This window comes from Mesorhizobium sp. M5C.F.Ca.ET.164.01.1.1 (assembly GCF_004792125.1).
Lineage (GTDB): Bacteria > Pseudomonadota > Alphaproteobacteria > Rhizobiales > Rhizobiaceae > Mesorhizobium > Mesorhizobium wenxiniae.
In genome coordinates, this window is sequence record NZ_SRTG01000001.1 from 975131 (window position 1) to 994743 (window position 19613).

The 19613-nt window shown below is 63.1% G+C and carries 15 protein-coding genes; 7 read left to right on the plus strand and 8 right to left on the minus strand.

Annotation, left to right across the window (positions count from 1 at the left end; all coding sequences use genetic code 11):
- The first annotated feature begins 9 nt into the window (after window positions 1-9).
- Window positions 10-1245 (plus strand): amidohydrolase/deacetylase family metallohydrolase, encoded by a 1236-nt coding sequence (locus EN807_RS04680; RefSeq protein ID WP_135934062.1) that lies wholly within the window; start codon window positions 10-12, stop codon window positions 1243-1245.
- Window positions 1246-1416: 171 nt separating this feature from the next.
- Here EN807_RS04680 and EN807_RS04685 read toward each other — a convergent pair whose 3' ends face one another.
- Complete coding sequence (locus EN807_RS04685; RefSeq protein ID WP_135934063.1) at window positions 1417-3198, minus strand: NAD(P)/FAD-dependent oxidoreductase; 1782 nt, start codon at window positions 3196-3198, stop codon at window positions 1417-1419.
- Between the two features lie 83 nt (window positions 3199-3281).
- Window positions 3282-4223 carry a MurR/RpiR family transcriptional regulator gene (locus tag EN807_RS04690; RefSeq protein WP_135934064.1) on the minus strand — a complete coding sequence of 314 codons (942 nt, stop codon included), beginning with the start codon at window positions 4221-4223 and terminating at the stop codon, window positions 3282-3284.
- A 272-nt stretch (window positions 4224-4495) separates the two neighbouring features.
- Between EN807_RS04690 and EN807_RS04695 the strand changes: the two genes are divergently transcribed.
- The 5 genes from EN807_RS04695 (at window position 4496) to EN807_RS04715 (ending at window position 10362) form a co-directional block, all read left to right on the plus strand.
- Complete coding sequence (locus EN807_RS04695) at window positions 4496-5323, plus strand: ABC transporter ATP-binding protein (RefSeq protein WP_135935785.1); 828 nt, start codon at window positions 4496-4498, stop codon at window positions 5321-5323.
- The gene (locus EN807_RS04700) at window positions 5320-6168 is read left to right on the plus strand and encodes an ABC transporter permease (RefSeq protein ID WP_135934065.1); all 849 of its coding nucleotides are present in this window, start codon (window positions 5320-5322) and stop codon (window positions 6166-6168) included. Before EN807_RS04695 ends, EN807_RS04700 begins: the two co-directional genes overlap by 4 nt.
- 133 nt (window positions 6169-6301) lie before the next feature.
- Window positions 6302-7468 (plus strand): ABC transporter substrate-binding protein, encoded by a 1167-nt coding sequence (locus tag EN807_RS04705; protein WP_135934066.1) that lies wholly within the window; start codon window positions 6302-6304, stop codon window positions 7466-7468.
- A 67-nt stretch (window positions 7469-7535) separates the two neighbouring features.
- Window positions 7536-8627 carry a Gfo/Idh/MocA family oxidoreductase gene (locus tag EN807_RS04710; RefSeq protein ID WP_135934067.1) on the plus strand — a complete coding sequence of 364 codons (1092 nt, stop codon included), beginning with the start codon at window positions 7536-7538 and terminating at the stop codon, window positions 8625-8627.
- Between the two features lie 286 nt (window positions 8628-8913).
- A complete protein-coding gene (locus EN807_RS04715; RefSeq protein WP_135934068.1) occupies window positions 8914-10362 on the plus strand; it encodes an amidase in 1449 nt (482 codons plus the stop codon).
- A 180-nt stretch (window positions 10363-10542) separates the two neighbouring features.
- Here the strand turns inward: EN807_RS04715 and EN807_RS04720 are convergent, their stop codons facing one another.
- The 5 genes from EN807_RS04720 to EN807_RS04740 form a co-directional block, all read right to left on the minus strand.
- The gene (locus EN807_RS04720) at window positions 10543-12585 is read right to left on the minus strand and encodes an aldo/keto reductase (RefSeq protein ID WP_135934069.1); all 2043 of its coding nucleotides are present in this window, start codon (window positions 12583-12585) and stop codon (window positions 10543-10545) included.
- Window positions 12586-12718: 133 nt separating this feature from the next.
- Window positions 12719-13822: a sn-glycerol-3-phosphate ABC transporter ATP-binding protein UgpC gene (gene ugpC / locus EN807_RS04725; RefSeq protein ID WP_135934070.1), complete on the minus strand. Its 1104-nt coding sequence runs from the start codon at window positions 13820-13822 to the stop codon at window positions 12719-12721.
- A gap of 7 nt (window positions 13823-13829) precedes the next feature.
- Window positions 13830-14681 (minus strand): carbohydrate ABC transporter permease, encoded by an 852-nt coding sequence (locus tag EN807_RS04730; RefSeq protein WP_135934071.1) that lies wholly within the window; start codon window positions 14679-14681, stop codon window positions 13830-13832.
- Window positions 14678-15538, minus strand: coding sequence for a sugar ABC transporter permease (locus EN807_RS04735; protein ID WP_095495801.1), 861 nt, complete (start codon window positions 15536-15538; stop codon window positions 14678-14680). Before EN807_RS04735 ends, EN807_RS04730 begins: the two co-directional genes overlap by 4 nt.
- A 228-nt stretch (window positions 15539-15766) precedes the next feature.
- Complete coding sequence (locus EN807_RS04740) at window positions 15767-17038, minus strand: ABC transporter substrate-binding protein (protein WP_065007663.1); 1272 nt, start codon at window positions 17036-17038, stop codon at window positions 15767-15769.
- Between the two features lie 106 nt (window positions 17039-17144).
- Here EN807_RS04740 and EN807_RS04745 point away from each other — a divergent pair, with 106 nt between their 5' ends.
- A complete protein-coding gene (locus EN807_RS04745) occupies window positions 17145-18014 on the plus strand; it encodes a helix-turn-helix domain-containing protein (RefSeq protein ID WP_065007664.1) in 870 nt (289 codons plus the stop codon).
- 267 nt (window positions 18015-18281) lie between these two features.
- On the opposite strand, the gene EN807_RS04750 is transcribed toward EN807_RS04745, so the two are convergent.
- On the minus strand, window positions 18282-18638 hold the full coding sequence (locus tag EN807_RS04750) for a hypothetical protein (RefSeq protein WP_065006520.1): 357 nt from the start codon (window positions 18636-18638) through the stop codon (window positions 18282-18284).
- Window positions 18639-19613 lie beyond the last annotated feature (975 nt).

Below are 19613 nucleotides of genomic sequence, written 5' to 3' on the forward strand. Positions count from 1 at the left end.
CGGACGCCGATGCAATTTGATCTTCTCCTGAAGGGCGGCCGCCTTATCGATCCGGCGTCCGGCCTCGACGCGCAACGCGATCTGGCCATCGCCGGTGGCCGCATCGCCGCGATTGATTCCGACATTCCGTTCGAGCGTGCCGCACGCGTTATCGACGCCACCGGTTCCATCGTCGCGCCCGGCCTCATCGACCTGCACAGCCACGTCTATTGGGGCGGCACTTCGCTCGGCGTCGATGCCGACCGCCTCGCCGCAAAAAGCGGCACCACCACCTTCATCGATGCCGGAAGTGCTGGCGCCGGCAACTTCCTCGGCTTTCGCCGCCATGTCATCGAGCGCTCGAAGGTCCGCATCCTGGCCTATGTCAACATTTCCTTTGCCGGCATTTTCGGCTTCTCGCAGTCCGTTTCGGTCGGCGAGTGCAGCGATCTCCGACTCTGCGAACCGCGCGAGACGGTGGCGGCGGTGCGCGAGCACTCAGACGTGATCGTCGGCGTAAAAGTCCGCTCGGGTCGCCATGCCGGCGGCAGCAGCGGCATCGCGCCGGTCGATCTGGCGCTCGAGGCCGCCGACCAGGCCGGCCTGCCGCTGATGGCGCATATCGACGAGCCGCCGCCGGGCCGCTCGGAAGTGCTGCCGCGGCTGCGCAAGGGCGACATCCTCACCCACTGCTTCCGGCCGTTTCCCAACGCGCCGATCTTCGCCTCCGGCGCGGTGCGGCCCGACATGCGGCTGGCGCGCGAGCGCGGCGTCATCTTCGATATCGGCCACGGCATGGGCTCATTCGACTTCGAGGTCGCCAAGGCGATGCTCGGCGAGGGGCTGGCGCCTGATGTGATCAGCAGCGACGTGCATCTCTACTGCGTCGACGGTCCCGCCTTCGACATTCTGGTCTGCATGTCAAAACTGCTGGCGCTCGGCATGCCGCTCGTCGAGGTGCTGCGCGCCGCAACGCAGCGGCCGGCCGAGGCGATCGCAAGGCCCGAGCTTGGCACGCTGGCGGTCGGTGCCATCGGCGACGTCGCAGTGCTGCGGCTGCGTCCGGGCCCCTTCACCTTTGCCGACGCCGTCGGCGCGTCGCTGATCGCCGAGCAGAGGCTGGTCTCGGATGGTATCGTGGTCGGCGGCACCTGGTGGCCGAACGAGGCCGTGGACGATCTGAGCGATATCGAGCGCTTCGAAGCACATGCCCACGACACGCATGTCGATGTCGTGGCCAGGCATTTCGGGCATGGGCACGGGTGAGGCTGTGCGCTCTCCCCTTCTCCCCCTTGTGGGAGAAGGTGTCGCCGAAGGCGACGGATGAGGGGTGTTCCAGAGAGCACCAGCGCCTCATTCCGTCCAGCACCCCTCAACCGTCTTGGTGCTGCGCGCCAATCCACCTTCTCCCACAAGGGGAGAAGGGAAGGCCTGGAGCTACCGCCCCGACGCCCCATAAACCGGCGTCGGAACTCCTTCCATCCGCGCCTTGATCTGCAGCGCGACGAACTTCGAATAGAAGCGCGATAGCGCCAAATTGCCGCCGTGGAACCATAGCGCTTCCTGCGCCGTCGGCTTCCACATGTTGCGCAATTCGCCTTGCCATGGTCCGGGGTCGCCTTTCACGCCCGAGCCAATCCCCCAGCACGGCCCGACCTTGTCGGCGACCTGGCGCGAGACGATCGCCGCCACGGTCTCGTTCATCGATTGATAGCCGGTGCAGGAGATGACCGCATCGGCCGCCAGTTCGGTGCCGTCGTCGAACAGGATGCCTGTCGGCGTCAGCGACTTGATCTCGACGCCACTGCGGATGCCGATCTCGCCGTCGATGATCAGATCGGAAGCGCCGACGTCGATGTAATACCCCGAGCCCGTGCGGTAGGCCTTCATCAGCAGCCCGGTCTCGTCGTCGCCGAAATCGATGGCGAAGCCGGCGTTGCGTAAGCGGTCGTAGAAGGCCGCGTCGCGCGCCTTGATGATGTCGTAGAGCGCCCGCTGGTTTTGCGGCAGCAGCGCGAACGGCGTCGAGGCGACGATCATGTCCGCTTTTTCGGTGGTGATGCCGCGCGCTAGCGCTTTTTCCGAAAAGATCTCGAACCCGACCTCCATCAGCGTGTCTGATTTGACCACCGTCGTCGGCGAGCGCTGGATCATGGTGACCTCAGCACCGCTTTCCCAGAGGTCGACCGCGACATCGTGCCCCGAACTCGCCGCGCCGAGGACCGCGACGCGTCTGCCCCGGAAATTCTCGCCACTGGAATACTGGCTGGAGTGCAGGACCTCGCCCTGGAAAACATCGGCGCCGGGGAGGTCGATCTGCCTCGGTGGGCCATAAGCGCCGGTTGCGAAGACAATGTGCTTCGGCTTCAGCGTGATGCGCTCGCCGGCGCGATCGACCTCGACCGTCCAGACCTTTTCGGCCTCGTCATAGCTGGCGCTGACGCATTTCGTAGAGGTCCAGTAATTGAGCTCCATGACGCGCGTGTACATTTCCAGCCAGTCGCCCATCTTGTCCTTGGGCGTGAACACCGGCCAGTTTTCCGGAAACGGGATGTAGGGCAGATGGTCGTACCAGACCGGGTCGTGCAGCACGAGCGAGCGATAGCGGTTGCGCCAGGAATCGCCGGCCCGCGCATTCTTCTCGATGATGACGGCCGGCACGCCGAGCTGCCTGAGCCGTGCCCCCAGCATGATGCCGCCCTGGCCGCCGCCGATGACCAGACAGTAGGGCTGCTCAATGGCGCCGAGATCACGCGCCTCGCGCGCTCTCGCCTCTGCCCAAGTCTCGCGGTCCGGGTCGGCCTTGTGGCGTACACCCAAAGGCCGCGCCGGCCCTTTGCGCTCCTCAAAGCCCTTGAGGTCGCTCATCGCCGTGAACAGCGTTCGGCATCGGCCGTCCTGCAGGCGCATGATGCCTTGGCCCCACGCCGATGATGTCTCGAAGGTGAACCAGGCCTCGACGATGCCTTCGTCGGAGCCCGCCGCGCCACTAAGCTGCCAGGCTGTCGGCTTTGTCGTCGACAGCGTGGCTTCCAGCATGTCGCGGACCGCCGCACGGCCTTCCATCGTCTTAATGTTCCAGGTGAAGGTCAGCAGATCGCGCCAGTAGCAGTCCTCGACGAACAGATTGACCGCGGCCTCGGCATCGCCCGCGTCGAGCGACCGGGCGAGGGAGGAAAACCAGGTGGCCGCCTGTTTCGATGGTGCCATGTCGAGCATTTGTGGTCCTTCTACCTTTCCAAGTCGGCGCCGCCGCGTCTTTCCTTCTTCCACAACAGGGGGAAAAGGAGAAGCCGCGCCCCTCAATCCCCCAGCGGTTCCATCTCCTTGCCCGTCCTGTGGATCTGGGCGTTGTATTTGATGCGGCGGACCGTTTCGCGGGCCGAGCCGTCGAGCTTGTAGGCGGCCGCCACGGCCATCAGGTCGATCGCGGCGAGGAAAGCAAAACGCGAGGCGGTCGGCTTCAGCGTGTCGGGATATTCGGGAACCGCTACCGTCAGCCTGACGTCGCAGGCGCGGGCAAGGTCGGTGTCGGGCGCGGTCACGCCGATCGCGTTGGCGCGGTAATGCTTAGCGAGCTCGACGGCCTCGATCACCTCGCGCGTGCGTCCGGTCGCCGAGATGGCGATCACCAGATCGCTGGGCTTCAAGGTCGAGGCGGTCATCCGCATCAGATACGGATCGCATTGGGCGCTGACGGTGATGCCGTAGCGGAACAGCCGGTACTGGGTCTCCTGCGCCAGCGCCGACGAGCTGCCGCCAAGGCCGAACACCGTGACCTGGCGCGCCTTGGCGATGAACTCGGCGGCCTTCACCAGCTGCGCCGGATCAAGCTGCCGTTCGGCCTCCTGCAGCGCCCGGCGGGCCTCGCCGAACACGGCATTCCAGAACGGCATTCCATTGTCGCTGCTGGGCGGCGGCTTGCTCAGATAGAGCGCGCCGACGACGAGACTCTGCGCCAGCTTCAGCTTGAAGTCGCGCACGCCCTCGCAGCCGATGGCGCGGCAGAACCGGGTTACCGTGGGTTCGCTGACCTGGGCGCGCTGGGCGAGGACGGCATTGGAGGCGTCGACCGCGAACCTGACGTCGTCGAGCACGACATCGGCGACGCGCCGCTCAGCCGGGCGCAATTCACCGTAAGAGTCCTTCACCAGCGAAATGATGTCGGGGATGCGCCTGACATGATCGCGCCCATCCGGGTCGCCGTCCGAGGTCGGCCGCCCCTGGCCGTCAGCTTCGGTCATGAGTCATCCCTGCCGTTCGTGGAACTCGACCTCTACCATGTTTGCGCACCGCTTGCCTGCTTCGCCTCACGCGGTCGCTGTCCGAAGTATGTAGGAAAGCTACAAGCTTTTCAAGAAAAAGAAAAGGCAATCTAAACAATAATGTAACCGTGGTACAAACGATCTCTCTGACTAGAGCAGCGGTCGCCGCTTGACAGTAAAGTAGGATAGTTACAGACTGATTTTTACGGACGGATGACCCAATGGATCATCGCGCAACCTGCGAGGGGCGCATGAACGCGGGCAGTGCAAGAACCCCGAAGCTTGGCGTGCAGGCCGCGACCAAGATCTATCATATGGCTTCCGGCGACCTCCTGGCGCTGGATCGCTGCAGCCTCGACGTTCACGCCAATGAGATCGTCTCGATCGTCGGCCCCTCCGGCTGCGGCAAGACCACGCTTTTGTGGGCGATGTCCGGCCTGCATCGCCTGTCCAGCGGGACAATCCGGCTCGACGGCAGAGAGATCACCGGGCCGCATCCGGATATCGGCATCGTCTTCCAGGAGGCAAACCTGCTGCCCTGGCGCAATCTTGACGCCAACATCCATTTTCCCTTCGAGATCAAGGGCGAGAAGCCGGATCGCGCCTGGATCGCCCACCTCGTCAATCGTGTTGGGCTCGACGGCTTCGGCGGCAAGTTTCCGCGCGAGCTTTCGGGCGGCATGCAGCAGCGAGCGGCAATCGTGCGGGCGCTGGCGCTGAAGCCCTCGGTGCTTTTGATGGACGAGCCGTTCGGTGCACTCGACAGTTTCACCCGCGAGGAGATGAACCGTCTCGTCGAGGAGATCTGGCTCGACACCAAAACCACCATCGTCTTCATCACCCACAGCATCGAGGAGGCGATCTTCCTGTCCGACAGAGTGGTGGTGCTGAGCGCGCGGCCGGGGCGCGTTGCCCAGGAATATCGCGTGCCGTTTGCGCGCCCGCGCTCGCTGGAGATCATGGCGACGAAAGAAGTCTTCGACCTCACCAACACGATCAAGATGGACATTGTCGGCGAACGCGTACGACCGAAGGCGCGGGAGCGCGGCACCGCCGAAATTGTGAGGATCAGACCGTGAGCGAAGGCGACGCGATACCGGAGTTCTCCAAAACCAAGGCCGGCGAAGGTCACGACGTCAGCCTGACCAATCTTTCGGCGTTTGCCGGCGGGCCCGGCATCAGGTCGGGCGCCGAGGTCGCGGCCATCATCGCTGTCGCGGTGGTCATCATCGGCGGCATCGAGCTGGCGCTTCGGCTGTTCAATGTGCCCCACTACATCATGCCGGGGCCAAGCGCGATCGCCTACGCGCTGTACGACGAGTTCCCGCTGATCGCGCCGCATCTCGGCTACACGCTGGTCGAACTGGTCTCCGGCTTCTCGATCGGCGCCATTATCGGCCTGGTGATGGCCGCGGTGATCACGCAATTCCCGTTCGCCGAAAAGATCGTCGCGCCCTACATCCTGATCCTGGTCACCACGCCGATGCTGGCGCTGGTGCCGCTTCTTATCCTGCGCTTCGGCTTCGGTTACACGCCGCGCATCATCGCGGTCGCGCTTGCCGCCGGGCCGATGGTGATGATCAATGCGGCGACGGGCTTTCGCCGCGTCGACAGCGCCAAGATCGCGCTGGCGCGTTCCTATGGCGCCAGCACCTTGCAGATATTCTGGAAGATCCGCGCGCCGATGGCGCTGCCGATGATCCTTGTTGGCCTGATGATCGGCGCGATCTTCGGGCTGCTGACCGCGGTGGGCGCCGAGATGGTCGGCGGCGGCTTCGGCCTCGGCAACCGGCTGACCACCTATTCGTCGATGATCCAGATGCCGCAATTCTTCGCGGTGGTTCTGATCCTCTCGACCCTCGGCATCCTGATCTACGTGCTGTTCTTCCTGATCGGCAAGAAGTGGGCGAGCTGGGAGGCGTAGTGCATGTCGCCCAAAAGTGCGCAGCGGTTTTGGGTTACGACGTAAAACGAGGACTTAGCGCGCGGGGCAATGATGGCGCCTGGGAGGCGGGCGACAGGTAAGAAACTATCGGCCAACAAAAAGGGGAAATGCCATGACCAAGGAAAGTCACATCAGTTTCAAGGCGGGGATCAGCCGCCGCTATTTTCTGCAAGTCACCGGAGCAGGCGTGGTGACCGCCACCGCGCTCGGCGCCTCGGCGTTCAGGGCACAGGCCGAGCCATACGGCAAGTTCACCTGGATTTCGCCGCGCGGCACGCTCGAAGTGCTCGACGACTATCCCTATTGGGCGGCCAAGAAGGCAGGCTATTTCGGCGACCTCGACACCGACATGCAGCCGGGCCCGTCGGACGGCACCGCGACGGTGAAGTTCGTCGATGTCGGCCAGGCTGACATGGGCTTTCCCTCGCCCGGCGTCTTCTCCTTCGCCATCCAGAACGGCATGAAGCTCAAATCCGTGTTTCACATGGGGGCGCGCGACACGTTCAGCTTCGCCTTCCGCAAGGGCGAGGGAACGAACGACCTGAAGACGCTCGAGGGCAAGACTATCCTGCTCGGCTCCGCCGCATGGCAGTCGATCACCGATCCGCTGCTGGCCTCGCAAGGCGTCGACATCAAGAAAGTCAAGTATGTCGAGGCCGGCTGGCCGACCTGGGGCACCGCACTGGCCGGCGGCCAAGGCGATGCGGCGCTGTCGTGGGAAGGGCTGCGGGCCGAATGGATCGCCAAGAACCTCGACTTCGAATACTGGCTCGGCGTGCAGAACTCGAAGCTGCCGGCGAACACTTTCGTAGTGCGGTCGGCCGATCTCGATGATCCCGACCGCAAGGCGTTCCTGGAGAAATACCTGCGCGGCTGGGCGATGGGCCTGGAATTCGGCTACCAGAATCCGCGCGCGGCCGTCGAAGCGGTGTTCGAGCAGTTCCCGACGCTGGCCAAGAATCTCGGGCCTGAGCTCGGCACCACCTCGATCCTGCAGCAGATCAACGTCTTCCGTGGCGACATGGATAAGCGCGAAGGCTGGGGTTCGCACGACATGGCGAGCTGGCAGGGCTTCTTCGACCAGATCCACAAGATCGGCCAGATCACCAGTCCGGTGAAGGCCGAGGACGTCTGCACCAACGAACTGATCGGCCCGGCCAATGATTTCGACAAGGCCAAGGTCAAGGCCGATGCCGACGGCGCCAAGCTGTCGGAGGGCTTTGCTGCGCTCGACGTCGAGAAGATCAAGGGGCATCTGTTCGACTCAGCGGTCAAGTAGGCCACTTGGTGACGATAAGGGCGGCGACTGGGTCGCCGCCCCAACTAAACAAAAAAGGGAGGTGGCTTTGACCGAGAAGGTGAAAGTGCTGGTGATTGGTCTCGGCAATATGGGCGCGTCGCATGCCAGCGCCTATCACAGGCTCGACGGTTTTGAGATCGTCGGCATCATGAGCCGCACGATCAAGAGCAACACAAAGATTCCGGCGGAATTAGCCGGCTATCCGCTCTACGAGGATTTCGACCAGGCGCTGAACGAGACCAGGCCGGATGCCGTTTCAATCAACAGCTGGCCCAACACGCATGCCGAATATGCGCTGAAGTCGATTGCCGCGGGCTGCCACGTGTTTATGGAAAAGCCGCTCGCCACCAATATCGAAGATGCCGAAAAGGTCGTCGCTGCGGCCCGCGCCAGGAACCGCAAACTGGTGCTCGGTTATATCCTGCGCGTCCACCCGTCATGGATCAAGTTCATCGAAGTCGGCAAGACGCTCGGCAAGCCGCTGGTCATGCGCCTCAACCTCAACCAGCAGAGCAGCGGCAGCGCTTGGCACTGGCACAAGAACCTGATCGATTCGCTGATCCCGATTGTCGATTGCGGCGTGCACTATGTCGATGTGATGTGCCAGATGACCGGCGCCAAACCGGTCCGCGTTCACGGCATCGGCGCGAAATTGTGGGCCGATGCCGCCAAGCAGAATTATGGCCATCTGCACGTCACCTTCGATGACGGTTCGGTCGGCTGGTATGAGGCGGGCTGGGGCCCGATGATGAGCGAGACGGCCTATTTCGTGAAGGACGTGGTCGGCCCCAACGGCGCGGTCTCCATCGTCGCCGGCCAGACGGCAAGCAGCGCGGCTGAACTTGCCGAGGTGTCGAACTCAGCCGATATCGACCGGCACACCAAGACCGATGCGCTCAAGATCCACTATGCCGAGGTCGACGGCGACAAGAATTTCAAGAAGCCCGACGAGATCGTCAGCATGGAGGACGAGCCCGGCCACCAGGAGCTTTGCGACCGCGAGCAGGCATTCTTCCTGCGCGCTATCCGCGAGGATCTTGATCTGACCGAGCAAATGGATGCCGCGGTCAGCAGCTTGCGCATCGTGCTTGCCGCCGAGCAGAGCATCGCGGAAGGGCGGACGGTCGAGTTGGTGTAAGGCCATCTGCGGCAATCGCTCAGGTTTGCGCTGCCCCTTCTTTCCTTCTCCCCTTGTGGGAGAAGGTGGATTGGCGCGCAGCGCCAAGACGGTTGAGGGGTGCTGGACGGAGCGCGGTCGATGCCAAGCTGGAACACCCCTCATCCGACCGAGCTTCGCTCGGCTCCCCTTCTCCCACAAGGGGAGAAGGGGAGCCGCGTAAGGGTGAGGGTCAGCGCCACGATCCGGCAATTGGTCTGAAGCGATTGCCACTGGGCGCCGTTCGGGCAGAGCGAGGGAGAGAGGCATGGCCGAAATCACCGACAACTTCCTGGAAACCTACGCAGAGTCAGACGCGCTGGATCTGGCCGCGCTGGTGAAGTGCGGCGAGGTTGCGCCGGCCGAGCTTGTCGAGGCGGCCATCATTATGATCGAACGGCTGAACCCGGCGCTGAACGCGGTGATCCACCGCCTGTACGACATGGCGCGCGTCGCAACTGAAATGGTGGAAGACAGAAACGCACCCTTTGCCGGCGTACCATTCTTGCTAAAGGAGCTGGCCTCGTCCTGGACCGGAGCTCCGAACACCAACGCCTGTTCTTTCCTCAGAGATGTCGTCGCGGACTTGGACACCGAGGTCGTGCGCCGCATGAAGGCGGCGGGCCTGGTGCTGGTCGGCAAATCCAATGCGCCCGAAAATGGCTGGTCGATCAGCACCGAACCAAAGCTTTACGGCGCGACGAAGAACCCGTGGAAGGAAGGCATCACGCCGGGCGGTTCGAGCGGCGGCGCGGCTGCGGCCGTTGCCGCGCGCATGGTGCCGATCGCCGAGGCCAGCGATGGCGCCGGCTCGATCCGCATCCCGGCTTCCTGCTGCGGCATCGTCGGCCTAAAACCGTCGCGCGGCCGCGTCAGCCTGGCGCCGTTCGGCGACTATTGGTATGGCGGCGCTTATTTCCTGTGCTGCTCGCGGACGGTGCGCGACACAGCAGCCTATCTGGATGCCGTCGCCGGCGCGCTGCCGGGCGATCCCTATACGCCGCCGGTTCCGGACGACAGCTGGCTCAGCCTCTCGTCGCGCGCGCCGGATAGGCTGCGCATCGGCTTCACCGTAACGCCGCCAAACGGCACGGCCATCGATCCAGAGGTCAAGGCCACGGTGCTGGCGACGGTGGCTGCGCTCGAGCGCCTCGGGCACTGTGTCGAGGAGCACGATATGCCGTTCGACGCCAACGCGGTGTGGAAGACCTACACTAACATGACCTGCGTGCAGACGGCGGCGACGTTTGGCTATCATGAAACGGTCATCGGCAGGCCGGTGACGCCAAGCGATGTCGAGGCCGTGACTTGGGCGATCATCGAGCGCGGCCGCGCGACGAGCGGCATCCGTCACATCGCCGATGTCGAGACGATCCGGCAGGTCGGCCGCGACATCGTCGGCGATCTCGCGCCCTACGATCTGTTCATCACCCCGACTTTGACGCAGCTGCCGAGGCCTTTGGGCTATTACGACATGTCGGAACCGGACATCGACCGCTACAATGCGAAGTGGACGGACGCCGTCTTCGCCTTCCCCTTCAACATTTCGGGACAGCCGGCGATTTCGCTGCCGCTCGGCTGGTCCGCCGCCGGCGTGCCGATCGGCGTGCAGCTGGTCGGCCGCTATGGCGACGAAGCGACCGTGCTCGCCGTCTCCACGCAGCTGGAACGAGAGATGCAGTGGAAGCATCGGCGGCCGAAGGTGAGCGGTAGGTAGGGCAGAGCCGCAGCTTGGCGCCTCGCGCGGCTTGCTTCTCTCCTTGTGGGAGAAGGTGTCGCCGAAGGCGACGGATGAGGGTGTTGCAGCTTGGCGCCTCGCATTCCGTCCAACACCCCTCATCCGTCTTAGCGCTGCGCGCCAATCCACCTTCTCCCACAAGGGGAGAAGGCAAGGTAGTCAGCCTGTGCGTCGCGCGGGGTGCTGATCCGAACCGCCATCCAGCCACGCAATGTCGTCGGGCGAAAGCGCAATGTCGAGCGCCTGCAGACTGTCGTCCAGCTCGTCGAGCGTGCGCGGGCCAATCAGCGGGACGGACGGGAACGGCTGGGCCAGGACATAGGCGAGCGCGACATGGATCGGGCTCTTGCCCAGCCTGTTGGCGAGCTCGATCGCCCGGTCGCGACGGCCGAAGTTTTTCTCCGAGTACCAGACCCGGACCAGCTCTTCATTGTCACGCTGATCACGCCCGGCGCGGCCGGTGAAGAAGCCGCGCCCCTGGCTCGACCAGGCAAAATTGGGCATCTGCCGCGCGGTCAGCCAAGCCTTCCATTCATCGCTCGACGATGTGACGCAACCCGGCCAGATCGGGACCAGCATTTCGGCCAGCGAAAAATTGTTCGAAAGCGCGCCCGGCTTTTGCTTGCCGGTCCGCTCGGCATAGGCAATCGCCTCGTCCATGCGTTCCCTCGTCCAGTTCGAGCCGCCGAACGGACCGCGAATGCGGCCAGCCCTGACCTCGCGATCCATGGCGTCGACGAATTCGTCGACCGGCACGTCCGGATCGTCGCGGTGCATGAAGTAGACATCGACATGATCGGCCTGCAACCGGTCGAGCGACTGGGTGAGCTGCTTGCCGATAACATCGGGATAGCAGAGCGGGGTGTGCGCGCCCTTTCCGATGACCACCGCTTGCTCACGCACACCGCGGTTTTTCAGCCATTGGCCGAGCAGCGTTTCGGTGTAGCCGCTGCCATAGATATAGGCCGTGTCGAAGACGTTGCCGCCGGCTTCGAAATAGGCATCGAGCAGGATCATGCCCGAGGAGAACGTTCGAAAATCCTCGAAGCCGAGCGCCAGGCACGAGGCCGGCCGCGGCAGGCCGGGAATTTCGCGCTTCGGGATGGTGGTGCCGCCGGAGCGCAGCCGCCGGCCGGAGATTGTGTTGACGCGTCGTTCGGGCTTCTCGATCCCGTATTCGAGGCCGATGGCGGCACGCCATTTGTCGAGCACGCGCAGATTGCCGAGGCTGTCGGCCCAGCCCATGCCCGGCCAGGCGAACTCCTGCTTTCCGGCCAGGATCGCCTCACCGGCGGCGTCGGCCTCGAAAGCGTAAAGCCAGCGGTCCTCCCTGACCTCGACCACCTCCTCCCCGCCCGGTCGGATGATGCGGATTTGGCCGGTGCCGCCTTCCCTACCGGCCGCATACCAGAAATCCGTGACCTCGATGCGGCGGCCCTTGGTGCCGAGGATGCGCAGGACGTTGTCCTGCGCCAGCGAGATGCCGCAGGAGACTTCGGCGACGATGCCGCTGGGAAAGTGCAGCAGCGCCGAGGCCCATTCGTCGACGCCGGACTGGCCGAGATGGGCTGCGCCGACCACCTTGTCCGGCTCGGCGAAGGGTTTTCCCAATGCTGCCCCGGCAATCAGCCGCGCCATCGAAACGGGATAACCGCCGACGTCGAGAATGCCGCCGCCGGCAAGATCGTTGGCATAAAGCCGGTGCTCCGGCATGAAATCAGGCATGGCGAAGCCGAAGCTCGACTTCACCATGCGGACCTCGCCGATCGCGCCGGACCTGACCAGCTCGACCAGTTTTGCCGTCTGCGGATGCAGCCGGTACATAAAGGCCTCGCCAAGAAAGGTGCCGGCCTTGCGCGCCGCATGGATCATCGCGTCGGCTTCGAAGGCGGTCAGCCCCATCGGCTTTTCGCAAAGCACATGCTTTCCGGCCTCGGCCGCCTTGATCGCCCATTCGGCGTGGCTGGGATGCGGCGTCGAAATGTAAACCGCATCGACGTTCGGGTCGGCAAGCAGAGCCTCGTAGCCGTCGAGGATGCGGGCGCCGGGGAAGTTTTCAGCGAGGCCTGATTTGCCGGGATTGCGTGCGCCAATGGCGACCAAAGTGCCGGTATGCGAATGGGCGACGCCGCCGGCAAACGCCTTGGCGATGGTGCCGGGCCCGAGAATGCCCCAGCGGATTTTTCGTGATTCGGACGTCATTTCAAATCTCCTTGGGGTCGCCTCGGCGTCGCGAGATGGTAAAAGAAAATTGCGTGTCTTCGTGTGCATGTCGTTGTCCCAAACCGCTGCGCACCCTCGGTTTGCCCGAGGGCACGCTTTTGGGCGACATGCCTTAGCGAATGCGTGCACCTGACTTGTCGAAGAGAAGCGACCGGCCGGCCTTGATCGACACCACCATGTGGTCGCCGTTCGCCCGCTGTCGCGATGCCTCGCGCTCGATGATCAGTTCCTCTGGTCCGGCATTGGCATTGGTCCCGGCACTGGCATAGACATAGCTCACCGAGCCGAGGTGCTCGGCGACATCGGCCTTGACGGCGATGTCGCAATCACCTTCGCCGGCCTCGAAGAAATGCTCCGGCCGGACGCCGAGCACGACCTCGCTGCCGACTGCAGGTGGGGCACCCGAAAGCGGCTTCCGTAGTTTGGCGCCACAATGGTTGGCGAGTTCGACGGTTACGGCGACGTCGTCGTTCCCGACCACTTTTGCCGCCATGAAATTCATCTTCGGCGAGCCGACAAAGCCGGCGACGAAGCGGTTGGCCGGGTTATCATAGAGATCGAGCGGCGCGCCGATCTGCTCGATATTGCCGGCGCTGAGCACGACGATCCTGTCGGCCAGCGTCATCGCTTCGGTCTGGTCATGCGTCACATAGACCATGGTGACGCCGAGCTCCTTGTGCAGGCGCGATATCTCGACTCGCATCTGCACCCTGAGCTCGGCATCGAGATTGCTGAGCGGTTCGTCGAACAGGAACACTTGCGGCTCGCGCACTATGGCGCGACCGATGGCGACGCGCTGGCGCTGGCCGCCCGACAATTGCCGCGGGCGCCGCTTCATCAGTTCGGCGATGCGGAGGATTTCGGCGGCCCGCTTCACCCGCCGCTCGGTGTCGGGTTTCGGGTTGCCGTTCATCCTGAGCCCGAAGCTCAGATTCTGCTCGACGCTCATATGCGGATAGAGCGCGTAGGACTGGAAGACCATGGCGATGCCGCGGTCGGCCGGCTCGACGTCGTTCACCACCTTGCCGCCGATGGCGATCTCGCCGCCGCTGATGTCCTCGAGCCCGGCGATCATCCTGAGCAGCGTGGACTTGCCGCAGCCGGAGGGACCGACGAAGACGACGAATTCGCCGTCGTCGACGTCGATGTTCGCGCCGTGAATGATCTCAAAGCCGCCGAAGCGCTTGACGACATTTTTGAGTGTGACCGCTGCCATGCTGATCCTATTTGATGGCGCCGGCGGCAATGCCGGCGACGAAATGGCGCTGCAAGAGCACGAACACGACGAGCATCGGCACGGTGAGCATCACGGCGCCCGCCATGATGCCGCCCCACGACACTTTGGTGAGGCCGATCAGCGTGCCGAGCGCCACCGGTGCCGTCATGGCGCCGGGCTTGGAATTGATCAGCAGTGGCCAGAGGTAGTTGTTCCAGGAGGCAAGGAACAGGATGATGGCGAGAGCCGCCAGCATCGGCCGCGCCAGCGGTAGTGCTACGAACAGGAAGACCCGCCATTCCTTGACCCCCTCGACCCGAGCGGCGTCGAACAGATCGCCCGGCATCATCGAGAAGCTCTGTCGCATGAACAGCACGCCGAGCGAATTGAAGAGCGGCGGCACGATCAGCGCCACCCAGGTGTTGGCGAGCTTGAAGTCGCGCGCCACCATGATGAATTGCGGGATCAGCACGACAGCATAGGGAAGCGTGATGGTGCCGAGGATGATCGCGACGACCACGCCCTTGCCGAAGAACTGGTAGCGCGCCAGCGCCCAGCCGGCCATCGACGTGAGCAGCACCGACAGGAACGTATAGGTCACCGCCACCGAGACGGAGATGCCGATGGCGCCGATGAAATTCGTGTCGCGCTGCAAATTGTTGACATTGTCGAGGAAACTGCCATGCGGCAAAAGCTCGATGCTGGGGCTGAAGATGCCTCTGTCGGGCATGGTCGAAAAGATCACCATCATCCACAGCGGAAACAGCCAGATCAGCGCCAGCGGGGTCAGGAAGAGATGCAGCGCGATGCTGCGTCCCAATCTGGCGGAGGAGCGACGGGAAGAGGAATGCGAGCTCATTTCGGATCCCTCGTCAGCCACAGTTGCACCAGCGAGATGGCGATCGCCAGCCCGGCCATGGTGTAGGCGATGGCCGAGGCGTAACCGAAATTGAGCGACCTGAAGCCCTGGCGGTAAAGCAGCAGCCCGAGCGTTTCGGTGCCGCCGCCCGGTCCACCGCGCTCGGTGATCAGGAACGGCTCGGTGAACAGCTGCATGGTGCCGATGATCGACAGCACGGCGCAGAACACGATGATCGGCTTGAGCAGCGGCAGGGTGATGTAGAAGAACTGCTTGAGCTTGCTGACGCGGTCCAGCGTCGCCGCCTCGTAGACATCCTGGGGGATCGATTGCAGGCCGGCGAGCAGGATGATGGCGTTGTAGCCGGCCCAGCGCCAAGTCACCGCGATCATGATGACCGCCATCGCCGGCGTGACGTTGGAAAACCAGTCGATGCGGGGCAGGCCAACGCTGTTCAGCAGCTTGTTGATGATGCCGTAATCGAGGTTGAACATCAGCCGGAACACCGCGGAATAGGCGACTTCGCCGACCACGACCGGGGCGAAGAAGGCGAAGCGGAACAGGCCACGGGCCTTCAGCAGCGGCGAATTGAGCAGCACGGCCATCACGATCGCCAAAGTGATCATCACCGGCACCTGGATGACGAGGATAAGCAAAGTGTTCTTCAACGCGTTGAAGAAGGCCGGATCGCCGATCAGCCGGCCCCAGTTGAAGGTCGGCGCGAACCGCCACGGCACCGTCCGCGTCGCCTGGAAGGAGATCAGGAAGGAACTGATGATCGGCCACAGCCAGAAGATCGAGAAGATCAGCAGATAGGGCGCGAGGAAGCGGTAAGCCGTGGCGTTCTGATAGCGCATCGTTGCCCTCCTTTGCCTCTCGTTTCTAGGTTTACCGGCCTGCTGTCGAGGTCGGCGCCGGCCTTGTCTTGCCTTCTCCCCTTGGGGGGAAGGTGGATTGTCGCGCAGCGCCAAGACGGTTGAGGGGTGTTGGGAGGAGCGCCGTCGGCGCCAAGCTGGACCACCCCTCATGCGTCGCCTTCGGCGACACCTTCTCCCACAAGGGGAGAAGGAAGGCCCGCGTTCAGCTCACTCTTCGACCGGCAGGCCGGTCGCCGAGGCGATCTGGCTTGCGGCATCGTCGAGCGCCGCCTTCGCGTCGGGGTAGCCACCGCCCAGATATTTGGTCTGGACTGCGCGGACGATGATTTCCGCGTCGCTCTGGAACGGCGTGCCGCGGCTGGGGACGACCTTGGGCAAGGTGCCGAGGATATCCTTCCACACCGCCTGGCCGCCCCAATAGGGCTGGCCTTCGGAGACATAGGGATCATCGAGCGCCGAGATCAGCGACGGCACCAGGCCAAAACCCTTCAGCATCGCTATCTGGCCCTCATTGGTGGCGAGCGAGTATTTCAGATAGGCGAAAGCGGCCTCCTTGTTGTTGGACACCGAGGTGATGGCGAGCGACGAACCGCCGAGATTGGCGGCGCGTGGGCCGTCGGCAGTTAGGCTCGGCATCAGGTAGACGCCCCATTTGCCGCTGCCGTCGGGCGATTCGGTGCGTATGGTGCCCTCGAACCAGCCGCCATACATCTGGCTGGCGACCTTGCCGGCGGTGTTGTTGGTGATCTTGGTGCTCCAGTCGGCCGAGGAGATGATGCCGGCGTCCTTCATCTCCTTGATCTTGGTCATCGACGCCACACAGCCCGGCTGGTTGACCGTGATCGATTGGCCGTCGGCGGCGAAATAGGCGCAACCCTGCTCGTTGGCAATCATACGGAAAAATTCGGAGTCGCCGTTGAAATCGGCGTTGGTCATCGTCACGCCGGGATTGGCGGCCTGGATCTTCTTGCCGGCGGCAATGAAATCGTCCCAGGTCTTGATCGAGGCGGGATCGACGCCGGCCTTCTCGTAGAAGTCGCGGCGGTAGTACATCGCGACCGGGCCCGAATCCCACGGCATCGCATAGGCCTTGTCTTCCACTTCGAGCTCGGTGCGTTTGAAATCGGGGAATTTTGCCTGGTCTTCGGCCGTATAGCCCAGCGTGTGAAGGTCGACGAAACAGTCCGGGAACTGGCTCCAGTAGTTCTCGGCCTCGCCGTTCTCGATCGTCACGATGTCAGGCAGCCCCTCGCCGCCGGCAGCGCAGCCGGCGATCGACTTGTCATACGTCGGCTGGTTGCCGAGATCCTGGACCGTGACCTTGATGTCGGGGAACTGCTTGTTGAAGCCTTCTATGGTGGCCTTCAGCGATGAAGCGGCGACGTTCCAGCTCCAGATCGTGATTTCGCCGGATTGCGCAAAGGCCGGGGCTGAGCCCAGGGCAAGCGCGAGCGCGGCGCAGGTCAGTATGGTGCGCATTGAAATCCTCCCATTTCATTTGCTCTCTCTTCGCGAGCATGGCTAGACTAGGCGCTGGCGAAGGCTTGTCCGCGACAAAGGGAATAAAAAATTGGCGGAAAGTAAGATGCCGGAAAGGCCGTTTTACCAGCCTGGCGCCAGCAGCGTGGAGGGCTTGCCGCTGCTGCTGCAGATGTTTCACACCCAGCCTCTGGTGATGCTGAAGCCGCATTGGCATGCCCAGGTCGAGGTGAATTTCATCGTCCGCGGCAACGTGCACTACCGCATGGATGAGCACGAGATCTCGCTTTCGGCGGGCGACATGTGCCTGTTCTGGGGCGGCCTGCCGCACCAGATGGACGACGCATCGGACGATGCCGTCTATGCCGGTGCGCACCTGCCGCTGGTGCATTTCTTCCGGCTGCATCTTCCCGCCGACGTCCGCAACCGGCTGATGACAGGCGCGACACTAGTGACCGGCGCCACCGACCGGTCGGACGACCACAATTTCGAGCGCTGGAACCGCTATGTCCGCTCGGGCGATCCGGGCAAGGCCGAACATGCCGTCAACGAGCTGTTGCTGCGGCTGGAGCGGGTGCGCTTCGAGCCTTACCGGCTGGTTCCCGAAACCCCGATCGAGCAGGAGCCGGGCAGCCCCTTCGATCAGCAATCCCTGCGCAATGTCGGGCGCATGTGCGACTTCATCGCCGAGAATTTTCTCTACGACATCGATTGCGTAGATATCGCGGCGGCGGCCGACATCCATCCCAAATACGCGATGAGCATCTTTAAGAAATCGACCGGCATGACGCTCAACGAATATGTCAACCTGTTGCGGCTCAGCTACGCCCAGGCGCTGCTGATGCATCAGGACGCCAATGTGCTGCGCGTCGCCATGGACTCCGGTTTCGGCTCGCTCAGCGCCTTCAACAAGTCGTTTCGCAAGCTGGCCGGCATGTCGCCGTCCGATTTTCGCAGAGGCGCTGGCGCCAGGTAGTTCCCAGCCAGGTCGCCCCGGAACCAAAACGGCCGCGGTTAGGTGGCCAATTGAGCGCCCACGCAAAGACGCACCACCGGCCCGAAGCCGGTGGTGCTCTCTGGACAGTCTGTAGGGGCAGGACCGTTCCAGGGATCCCTTAGGATCGGGCTCAAATATCGGCTTTTCCTTGACCCATGGCATCGGCCGAACAGATGAAGGACCCTGCCAACTGGCTAAAAATCTCGACAGTGCGATGCGCCGCCGAGCAGCGCATGATTTGCAATATTATTCGGCTGCGTCAGGAATTTCGCCGGAGGTGTCGTCGGAAGTCTCTGCCGGATCGGCCTTTCTTGCCAGGAACTTGTCCAAAGCTGCCTGCAAGGACAAAGTGGCCTGCGGTGAGGCCGGCGTCGTCGAAACGACAGCCATCGCATGGGCAATTCCCCGAGTGGACTTGTCCTTGGCCGCCGCAGACGTTGCGGCTCCGTGTCCCTGCGATCCAGCCCCAGCCGAATTTCCGCCATTGCCGTTGCTTGCGCCGTTACCCTTCCCGCCGCCATTGCCGCCGGGTCCGGCGAGGACTGGAGACGCGACAAGGGCGAGAGCGGCGACCGTTGCGAACAGACTGGTTCGAGTTTTCATAAGTTCCTCCTTCGAGCCGCCCTCCCGCCAGGATGGTTCCGGACTATGAATATGAGGACTCTCTAATATGAAAGGTCCACTATCGGCCAGTGTGATTCAAATGCACCTGTCCGCAAGGGACCTTGGTCCGAAATTGAAAGGCAAAGGTCCTAGACTATACTTGGGGACGTATTTGGCGCGGCGAACAAAGCGCCTGCAGGCCACAACGCAGCCGGAAAGGACAAGCTCGCCCCGTCTTCTGGGTGATGCCGTGCTGCCGCCAAACACGATCGAAGCTTGATTCCCTGGAAGGAAACTGGAGCGGGTGAAGCGATTCGAACGCTCGACCCCAACCTTTGATGGAGTATGCTGGAGCTGATCGGCCCGCCGAGCATTCAGATCTCCAACCTTAAAGTCAAACGCTCCGCTCCCTGGTTGTTGCCGGGCACACTATCCCTTCCGAGCTCCGGCGGCTGGTCGAGAAACTCGTAGACAAGCCAAAAGAGGCACAGTAGTAGCGACCACCGCTGCTATCGGCAGCACAAAGCGAGCAGCCGTGCTCTTTTAGGAAAAAGGGCTGCCGGTCCGCATGCTTGTTAGGAACGAATCGACATTGCACAATTGGATGCGCTGGCTTTAGCTCGCGGGCGCTTCCTTGTGACCCGATTACAAGGTAGAGCGATGCCATTCCTCTCGAGCCGCCCTCCCGCCAGGATGGAATGTGAGGACTCTCCAATATGAAAGGTTCACTATCAGCCAGTTTGGTGCTGCCCCAAAAACCAAAAAGCCGCGGCGAACCGCGGCTTGCCGATTTTTGATTCCCTGGAAGGAAACTGGAGCGGGGTGAAGTGATTCGAACGCTCGACCCCAACCTTGGAAGCGTCAATTTCTGCCAACGCCGCTCTATCCGAATCTCCGCCACCAGAATCCGAGATGATCAATACCAATGAAATGATGCAGGTTCTTCTGACCACGTGGCAAGCCGGCAGCTGAGCA